The 6,771-nt window shown below is 62.7% G+C and carries 4 protein-coding genes; all 4 read right to left on the bottom strand.

All coding sequences use genetic code 11. From position 1 onward, the window contains the following. Positions 1-52: 52 nt before the first annotated feature. The 4 genes from QZ190_RS09405 to QZ190_RS09390 all read right to left on the bottom strand — a co-directional run bounded on the left by QZ190_RS09405 (position 53) and on the right by QZ190_RS09390 (position 6,769). Positions 53-658: a DUF3305 domain-containing protein gene (locus QZ190_RS09405; RefSeq protein WP_291915502.1), complete on the bottom strand. Its 606-nt coding sequence runs from the start codon at positions 656-658 to the stop codon at positions 53-55. Positions 659-697: 39 nt separating this feature from the next. Further along, positions 698-2,179 carry a HAMP domain-containing sensor histidine kinase gene (locus QZ190_RS09400; protein WP_291915501.1) on the bottom strand — a complete coding sequence of 494 codons (1,482 nt, stop codon included), beginning with the start codon at positions 2,177-2,179 and terminating at the stop codon, positions 698-700. A gap of 82 nt (positions 2,180-2,261) precedes the next feature. Beyond that, a complete protein-coding gene (gene fdhF, locus QZ190_RS09395) occupies positions 2,262-5,054 on the bottom strand; it encodes a formate dehydrogenase subunit alpha (RefSeq protein ID WP_291915500.1) in 2,793 nt (930 codons plus the stop codon). Next, positions 5,051-6,769 carry an NADH-ubiquinone oxidoreductase-F iron-sulfur binding region domain-containing protein gene (locus QZ190_RS09390; protein ID WP_291915499.1) on the bottom strand — a complete coding sequence of 573 codons (1,719 nt, stop codon included), beginning with the start codon at positions 6,767-6,769 and terminating at the stop codon, positions 5,051-5,053. The genes fdhF and QZ190_RS09390 overlap by 4 nt, the downstream gene beginning before the upstream one ends. Between the last annotated feature and the right edge of the window lie 2 nt (positions 6,770-6,771).

Here is a 6,771-nt window from a genome sequence, read left to right as displayed (position 1 = left end):
CCCCGGGCCAGCGCCTGTTTGCGCTGCGACCAACGGCTGAAGAAAGGCTCGCTCATGCACTGCCCTCCTTAGGGCCCATGGCTGACCGGTCTGCCCCTTGCTCGGCCCCTTTGCCGCCCAGGCCGCGGCGCTTGTCCACCGTGCTGACCGAGGCGGGCTGACCAAAGCGGTCGGTCAGGCCCTGAAAGCTTTGCGGGCGCTGTCGGCGCTTGACTTCGGGCACATAAAAGGCGTCGGTGAAGGCCTGCAAGCGGGCCACCACCTCGGGCGAAGCGGGCACGTTTTCCACGGTTTCCTGAGCATCGAGCCAACGGCCTGCATCGTGGTAACTCAGGCTCAGGGCCTGTGGCACGGCGCGAGGCTCTTCATGGGCGTCTTCCTGCAGACGCCACATCACAAAAAAACTGGGGGTGGGCGAGGTCAGGTTAAGCCAATAGCCTTCGGCATCGTCGCTGAACAGCTCCAGTGACCAGCCCGGGTAGAGCCACAGGGTTTCGTCATCGGTTTGGCGAAGGCAACGCGGGGCCTGGCCAAAACCGGCTTCTTGCGGCACCACATCGGCCAGCACCCAGCGGTGCGACTGCCAGCGGGCCATGGCCCCTTGCACGGCTTCGCGGCGCATCAGCACCGCCATTTCAGACACCACATGAACAGACATTGCGCTCTTTCTTTTCGCGGGGCTGCCCCCGTTCACCCATCAAGCATGACCGAGCAAGGGTAAACGCAAAGTGAAAACCGTACCGCGACCGGGCTCGGACTGGAAGGTCAAGCGACCACCGTGTGTCTCGACGATGGAGCGGCTGAGCCACAGGCCCACCCCCATGCCTTGTGACTTGGAGGTTTTGAACAGGCTGAACACGTCGTCCTTACGATCCGGGGCGATGCCTGGCCCATTGTCTTCCACCTCCAGCTCCAGGTGCTGCCCCGAAGCTTTGGAACGGATGTGCAGCTCAAGCTGCGGCCGTCCGGACTCTGTCAGTGCATCGATGGCATTGTTGAGCAGGTTCAGGATCACTTGCTGCAATTGGGTCGCATCGCCATGCAGTCGCAAACTGGGGTCCAATTCGGTTTTCGAGACGATGCCGACATTCTTCATTTTCGACTGAACCAGATCAAGCACCTCATGGACCAAGTCGTCCAGTTTCAAAATTGTGTGCTCACCACGGCTCATGCGAAACAGGTTTCGGAGTTTACGGATGATGTCAGCGGCACGCTGGGTGTCGTGGACGATGGCACCGACCACGTTGTGGAGGATGTCCAGATTGGGCTTGGACTGCTCGCGCTGGGCTTCCTCCAGCTTGGCTTGCACCAGTTCGGCGTGCAGCAAGTTGGCCGTCAGTGGCTGGTTCAACTCATGCGCGAAACTGGCCACCAGCGCCCCCATGCCCGCACTCTTGTTGGACAGCGTCAGTTGCCGAATGATCTCCTCGCGTTCAATCAACAAGGCACTCAGATCCTGGGTATGCTGCAGAGCCAGCGCGGCACGCTCTTGCTCGCGCGCCAGTTGTTGCTCCATGGCGATCTTGAGCCGGTGGTCCTGCTCCACAAAAATCTGCAAGAAACCCACACACAGCACCAAAATGCCCGTGAATTGCCCAATGAACACCAAGACGTTGTCCCAGGATGGTTCGTACAACTTTTCGGCGCCTACACCGGCCAACATGGCGATCGTTTTGGTGCCCAAAGTCGCGGCCAAGATCAGCCCCGCCCACATCACGGAATGGGCCCCTTTGGGGGCATCCGTGCGCGCAATGTATCGACCGGAAAAGTAATACTCCAGGGAATTGACGCTGTAGAAAGCACAAAACAACAGGATCAGCGTGCCCTCGGGTTGACCCGAAAAATGCAGACCATAGCTCAGCGCCAAAAAGGCCACATTCCCACCAACCGAATTCCAAAGCCACAACTTCGAAGGGGGGCCATTGAGCGAGCGCAAAGCCACTTGTCGGCCCCAGTTGCCCGCAGCCATCATGAACTGACCCACCACCACCACCGCATCGGCACTCAACAAACCATAAGCGCCCAAGACGCACAAACTCAGCGCACTCAAAATACCCGAGGCACTCCACAAAACCACCACAGGACTGCGATAGCGGGCCAGCCCGTACCAGATGGCGGTGTGCAGCATCAGGTACAAAAACGCATCCATCCAGAAGATGATTTGCAAATTCAGATTCAAAACGGCCTCCTTGGCCTGATCGGTGGGTTGGCACGCTGCCAGGCACCGTCGCCTGTCTGCATCGCCTTGAAACAGCCGCCGATTATGCTTGGATCGCCTGAGCCGCCTCGACGCGCACCGCGCAGTATTTGAATTCGGGAATCTTGCCAAAAGGGTCCAGCGCCGCGTTGGTCAGCAAGTTGGCTGCCGCCTCTTGGTAGGCAAAGGGGATGAACACGGTGCCCAGCGGCGTGCCGTCGTCTTGCCGCAGCTGCAACTGCACTTGGCCCCGACGCGAGGCCAAGCGCACCCACTGCCCGGCCTGCAAGCCCAAGCGCTGCAACTCGCTGCCGTGCATCGAGGCCGTGGCCGCAGGCTCCAGCGCATCCAGCACCGTGGCGCGGCGCGTCATGCTGCCGGTGTGCCAGTGCTCCAGCTGCCGCCCGGTGATCAGCACCAGCGGGTACTCGGCATCGGGCTGCTCGTTGGCCGGGATCAGCGCAGCGGGCACCAGCCAGACACGTCCGTCCTTGGTGGGGAAGTGGTCGTGGAAAACAATGGGCTGGCCCGGATCGTCGGCGCTCACGCAGGGGTAGGTGACCGAGCCCGCATTCAGCCGCGCCCAGTCGATGCCGCCAATCGCCGGGGCCATGGCCTGGCGCATTTCTTCGTACACCGCAGCCACGCCATCGTGCTCGCCTGCATAGGCCCAGTTCAGGCCCAAGCGAGCAGCCATCTGCTGGATGATCCACAAATCGGGTTTCGCATCGCCCGGTGGCAGCACAGCCTGGCGGCCCATCTGCACCGTGCGGTCGGTGTTGCTCACGGTACCGGTTTTTTCAGGCCAGGCGCTGGCGGGCAGCACCACATCAGCCAGCCAAGCGGTTTCGGTCAAGAAAATGTCTTGCACCACCAGGTGCTGCAAGCTGGCCAGCGCGTGGCGAGCATGGTTCAAATCCGGGTCGCTCATGGCCGGGTTCTCGCCCAGGATGTACATGCCCCTGACCTTGTGCGGGTCCGTGTCGGGCGCCAAAGCCTTGTGCATGATTTCAACAACGGTGTAGCCGGGTTGGTCGTCCAGCTTCGTGCCCCAGAATTTCTCGAACCAGTCGTGCGCCGATTTGTCTGTCACACGCTGGTAGTTGGGGTACATCATCGGGATCAGGCCCGCGTCGCTCGCGCCCTGCACGTTGTTCTGGCCACGCAACGGATGCAGGCCCGTGCCGGGGCGGCCGATCTGGCCGGTGATGCTGGCCAGCGCGATCAGGCAGCGCACATTGTCGGTGCCGTGCACATGCTGGCTCACGCCCATGCCCCACAAAATCATGGCGGCTTTGGCGCTGGCATAGGCCCGCGCCACTTCGCGGAGGGTGTCGGCCTCAATGCCGCAGATCGCGCTCATGGCTTCGGGCGTGAAGGGCTGCACATGGGCCTTGAGTTCGGCCACGTTGTCGGCACGCTCGCGCAGGAATGTTTCGTCGCACAGGTTCTCGGTCACGATGACGTGCAGCATGGCGTTGAGCAGGGCCACGTCGGTGTCGGCCTTGAAGGGCAAGGTGCGCCAGGCGTGGCGGCCGAGGTCGGTGATGCGCGGGTCGGCCAGCACGATGCGCGTGCCGCGCTGGGCGGCGTTCTTCATCCAGGTGGCGGCCACCGGGTGGTTGCTGGTGGGGTTGGAGCCGATCACGATGATCAGGTCGGAATGCTCAACATCGCGCACCGGGTTGCTTACGGCCCCCGAACCCACGCCCTCCAAAAGCGCCGCCACACTGGACGCATGGCACAAGCGGGTGCAGTGGTCCACGTTGTTGCTGCCAAAGCCGGTGCGCACCAGCTTCTGGAACAAATAGGCTTCTTCGTTGCTGCCCTTGGCCGATCCGAAACCGGCGAGTGACTTGGGGCCGTGCTCTTGCCGCAATGCTTTGAGAGGCTTCGTCGCCAGATCAAGCGCTTCTTCCCAAGTCGCTTCTCGGAAGACTTCGCGCCAGTCGGTGTGGCCATCGATCAGGCCCAGGTCTTTGGCCACACCCGGCTTGCGGATCAGCGGCTTGGTGATGCGGTCCGGGCTGTGGATGTAGTCCATGCCAAAACGGCCCTTGACGCAGAGCCGCCCTTCGTTGGCCGGGCCTTCGCGGCCTTTGACGCTGATGATTTTTTCATCGCGCACCTGGTAGGTGACCAGGCAACCGACGCCACAGAATGGGCACACCGAATCGACTTCGCGGTCCACGGTTTGCGGGCCCATGTGGCTCTTGGGCATGAGTGCGCCGGTGGGGCAGGCCTGCACACATTCGCCGCAACCCACACAGCTGCTGCCGCCCATCGTGTCGGCCAGGTCAAACACCACTTGGGTGTGCGCGCCCCGAAAAGCCAGACCGATCACGTCGTTGACCTGCAGGTCGCGGCATGCGCGTTGGCAGCGGTTGCACTGGATGCAAGCGTCCAGATTCACGGCCATGGCCGGGTGCGAGAGGTCGGCGGGCACGGCTTCACGACGCAGGGCCGCCAGTTGCGGGCGCACCTGCACGTCATGGTGCTCGGCCCATTGGCTCAACTCGCCGTGCGGGGCATCAAAGCGGTCATCCAGCCATTTGTGGCCCTGCTCAGGCAGGTCGGCCAGCAGCATCTCCAGCACCATCTTCTGGCTTTTGACGGCCCGCTCGTTGTTCGTTTGCACCTTCATGCCCGAAGTGGCGCTGCGACAGCAGCTGGGGGCCAAGGTCCGTTCACCGTCAATTTCGACCACACAAGCGCGGCAGTTGCCGTCGGGCGCCAGGCCCTCCTTGTGGCACAGGTGCGGGATGGCAATGCCCAATTCTTTGGCGATGTTGAAAATGCTTTGGCCGGCAGGCGCTTCGACGCTTTGACCGTTGAGGGTGAATTGAACCGTGCTCATGCTTTCACCTCTGCGCCCACTTCGTGCGGGAAGTAGTCCAGCACACAACGGATCGGATTGGGCGCAGCTTGGCCCAAACCACAAATCGACGCATCGCCCATGACCTGCGCCAGATCTTGCAGGGTGTCGGTATCCCACACCGGGGCGGTCATGAGCTGCGCCGCCTTGTCGGTTCCCACGCGGCAAGGCGTGCACTGGCCACAGCTTTCGTGCGCAAAAAAGCGCATCACGTTCAGAGCCGCTTCGCGGGCGCTGTCGTGTTGGCCCAGCACCATCACGGCGGCCGAGCCGATGAAGCAGCCGTGCGGCTGCAGCGTGTCAAAGTCGAGCGGCACATCGGCCAAGCGCGCGGGCAAGATGCCACCACTGGCCCCGCCGGGCAAATAAGCATAGAGCGTATGCCCTTCGGCCATGCCGCCGCAATATTCATCCACCAGTTCGCGTAGCGTGATGCCCGCAGGCGCGAGCTTGACGCCTGGGTGCTTCACGCGGCCGCTCACGCTGAAACGGCGCAGGCCTTTGCGGCCATGGCGTCCTTGCGATGCAAAGCTGTCTGCGCCCTGCTCGATCAGTTCGCGCACCCAAAACAGGGTCTCAAAATTGTGTTCCAGCGTCGGGCGGCCAAACAACCCGACCTCGGCGATGTAGGGCGGGCGCATGCGCGGCTCACCCCGTTTGCCTTCGATGCTTTCGATCATGGCCGACTCTTCGCCGCAGATGTAAGCGCCCGCGCCCCGGCGCAGTTCGATGCGTGGCAAGGCGCATGGTGGGTTGGCCTGCAAAGCGGCCAGTTCTTGGGTCAACAAGACACGGGCTTCGTGGTACTCGTCGCGCAAATAGATGTACACCGCCTCGCAACCCACCACGCTGGCGGCGATCAGCACGCCTTCCAAGAAGCGGTGCGGGTCGGCCTCCAAGCCGGTGCGGTCCTTGAAGGTGCCGGGCTCGCCCTCGTCGATGTTCACCGCCATCAAGCGTGGGCCGGGCTGACTGCGCACGATGCGCCATTTGCGCCCGGCCGGGAAACCCGCGCCGCCCAGGCCGCGCAGGCCGGAAGATTCGAGGCACTGGATGACCGATTCGTGGTCTTTCAAACTCGTTGCGATCTGCTGCGCCAACTGGTAACCGCCCGCTTGCCGATAAGCCGCCAGCCGAATCGCGTCGGGAAGTGGGTTCGGTTCGGTCTGATTTTGGGCCACGCGCTGCGCCACCGCATCAGAGGTGGCATGTGCCACCGCCTGCTGGCCCACCTGCGCAGCAGGTGCCTGCTCGCAGCGGCCCAGACAAGGCACAGGCACCACCTTCACATCCAGCAGATCGTTTTGCAAATGGCGCAACAAGCTGTCGCTGCCGGCCAAGCTGCAGCTCAGGCTGTCACACACCCGCACAGTGATGCGCGGGGCTGTGGCGTCGTCTTTCAGGATGTCGAAGTGGTGGTAGAACGATGCGACCTCGAACACCTCCACCACAGGCAGGCGCATCTCGGCGGCCAGAGCCACGATGTGGCGCTCGAACAGGCCATGAAAGTGGTCGTTGAGCACATGCAGGTGCTCGATCAGCAGATCACGGCGGTGGCCTTCGGCAGGCGGCATGCCGATCAATGCCTGCACCTCTGAGCGGGCCTCGGGCATGACCTGACGGCCTTTGAGCTGCGTTCGGGGTTGACGCAGTTGCTGGCGAACTTGGTCCAGGCCAATGTGGGTGGTATTCGCCATGC

This window comes from Limnohabitans sp., from assembly GCF_017848645.1.
Taxonomy (GTDB): Bacteria; Pseudomonadota; Gammaproteobacteria; order Burkholderiales; family Burkholderiaceae_C; genus Limnohabitans_A.
The sequence above is the reverse complement of the archived record's forward strand: the minus strand, read 5'-3'. Positions and strand labels throughout refer to the sequence as shown.